Raw genomic sequence first — 2233 nt, 5'->3', positions numbered from 1 at the left:
TCTTTGAAAGATGGGGGCTATCTTGCCCTCTTTATGAATTCATCCTCCCAATCCCCAATACCTTAATCCCTTAATTCCCCAATCCCCCAACGCCTACTGATTTCTGATCTCTGACCCCTGATCTCTGATTCTGACCTCTGATTTAGAATCCCCCAATCCCAAAATTCCTGAATTCCTAAATTCCCCAATCCCTAAATTCCCCAATCCCTGAATCCCAAATTTACAGAATCATTTCCCGAAAAATTCCTTTCTAAGCTGCATATCCTGATCCAGGGCCTGCAGCTGCCCCGGACCTGGCTCTACAGGGGTTTCGTTTATGAGCCAGCGCACCAGGTCGCGCCACATGGAGGAAATCTCGCCCCCGGAGGGCATGCGCGCTGATGAGGCCAGTTCCACAGTTATTACCGGAATACCCATTTTCTTGCCTGCAAAATTGCCCAGGGTGCCGGGAAAGTTGCCCAGCCTTCTAAGCCACAGGCTGCCAAGACTGCGCGGAGGGTTACCCGGTCCGTCATAGTCCACCAGGTTCAGGGGGGAGTGCAGCGAAATAACGGCATCCGGCCTGAAACTACGGATCAAATGCACCAGAAATTCCGTCTCCGGCTCACTCACAGGATAAGGACCCGGGTAATAGCGCGGATTCTCATCCGTCATTTCCTGCCAGCGGGTATAACCCACTTCCCTCCAGAGAGGCGAGGGCTTGTTGCGGTTTATATCCACTCCCCGGGCATTGGTCCTGGTGGCCGGGCGCTCAAAAAGACCGTCAGGATTTAGAAGGGGCACAAAAATCCAGTGAAAAAGCCCGGAATGATGCTCATCCAGTATCTGCATCCATTTGAAGGTTACGCTTATGGAAGAATATTCGTCTCCGTGGGTTCCGCCCACAACTAAGACCCGGCTCTGGGGAGCACGCCTTTCAAGTGGTGGATACTCCTTGACCAGCAGAGGATGTCCCCGCACGGAATATGCACCGGATTCAAGCAGCCCCCCCTCCAGGCAGTCACCAAGGCTTACGCTGCTGAGCCTCTGGTCAATGGCAGTGCATGTATCTTTCTTGTTCTTCTTCTCACCGGGCTCATCCGAGGCCGGTGAAGGGGTTGCAGCCGGCAATGTAAAAACAAGAAGAAAAACAGCTCCAAGAAAAATCTCTCGCATATTCATGGGTGAACTTACCTGCTTGATTTGCTTAAAAAATTGTACTGCACCACCATTTACTGAACTAATTCAGCAAACCAATCACTTTAATTTAAGAGGTCAATCATTTTGCCCTGAAAACAATAAAAGCCAGTGGCAACGCGGCTTTTACCCTGGCAGGATTGATGAAACCCTGAATTCTGTCAAGCTTTTGTAAGTTTTTTCTGTTGACAGTCGACACAAAACCCTCTAAATGAGCTTTTAATTCGAACTGATGAGAACCTCCTGAACCGATAAAACCTTCAACCGTACAGGTTCCCGATATGGCTCAAATCAGCTCCGGCGACAGATCCCATCCAGGATTCCTTGTACAGCACAGGGGAATCATAATTCAAGCCGTACTGCTTATGGCCCTGTGGCTGGTACTAAGCGGACGCTTCTACCCGGAACCCATTTTTTACGGCATCATTTCAGTTGCCTTTGTTGTCTGGCTCAATATGGGTGTTCGCCACATTCCTCTAAGCAGCGGCGAATACCTCTCCGGCCATCAGATCTATTTCTCCAGACTTTTACTCTACATTCCCTGGCTGTTGTGGCAGATCGCCAAGTCTGCAGCTTTTGTCGCCTATCTCACCCTGCATCCCCGGATGCCCATCAATCCCATGGTGGTCACCTTTGAATCCAGACTGCCCAATCCCATAGCCAAAGTCATACTGGGCAACTCCATCAGCCTTACGCCAGGCACACTTACTCTGGATATATACGAAAATCAATTTACAGTGCACGCCATAGTGGACGAGGTTGAAGAGGATCTTGTAAGCGGCGACATGGAATCCAGGGTGGGCAGGCTGTACCTGCGCCGATGCACTCCCGAAGAAATGTGCAATGGCGTGTGCATACTCAAAAGAGGCAAAGAGATCAAAAAGGCCATGGAGCACCAAGAGGAGGATAAGGCCTGATGCAGACCTTCTTTATTCTAATCTCCGCAGTACTGGTACTGGTGTTGCTTCTTCCCTTCTACCGCGTGCTGAAAGGCCCCACGGTTTTTGACCGTCTGCTGGGGGCAGCTGCGGTAGGGGCCAAAATCATAACCCTGGTC

Annotated in this window: 2 protein-coding genes; one reads left to right on the top strand and one right to left on the bottom strand. The window is 50.6% G+C overall.

Translation table 11 applies throughout. The features are described from left to right. Nucleotides 1-228: 228 nt before the first annotated feature. Nucleotides 229-1161: a M14 family murein peptide amidase A gene (locus D5S03_RS10925; protein ID WP_287043992.1), complete on the bottom strand. Its 933-nt coding sequence runs from the start codon at nt 1159-1161 to the stop codon at nt 229-231. Between the two features lie 296 nt (nt 1162-1457). On the opposite strand from D5S03_RS10925, the gene D5S03_RS10920 reads away from it, so the two are divergent. Then, nucleotides 1458-2093 carry a Na+/H+ antiporter subunit E gene (locus tag D5S03_RS10920; protein ID WP_008870336.1) on the top strand — a complete coding sequence of 212 codons (636 nt, stop codon included), beginning with the start codon at nt 1458-1460 and terminating at the stop codon, nt 2091-2093. Nucleotides 2094-2233 lie beyond the last annotated feature (140 nt).

The organism is Desulfonatronospira sp. MSAO_Bac3 (assembly GCF_003838035.1).
GTDB classification, from domain to species: Bacteria; Desulfobacterota; Desulfovibrionia; order Desulfovibrionales; family Desulfonatronovibrionaceae; genus Desulfonatronospira; species Desulfonatronospira thiodismutans.
This window is presented reverse-complemented; position numbering and strand designations above follow the sequence as displayed.

Bases quoted from the DNA above. Each gene is read 5' to 3' on its own strand.
- D5S03_RS10925 (WP_287043992.1), bottom strand. From the start codon at position 1,161: ATGAATATGCGAGAGATTTTTCTTGGAGCTGTTTTTCTTCTTGTTTTT.
- D5S03_RS10920 (WP_008870336.1), top strand. From the start codon at position 1,458: ATGGCTCAAATCAGCTCCGGCGACAGATCCCATCCAGGATTCCTTGTA.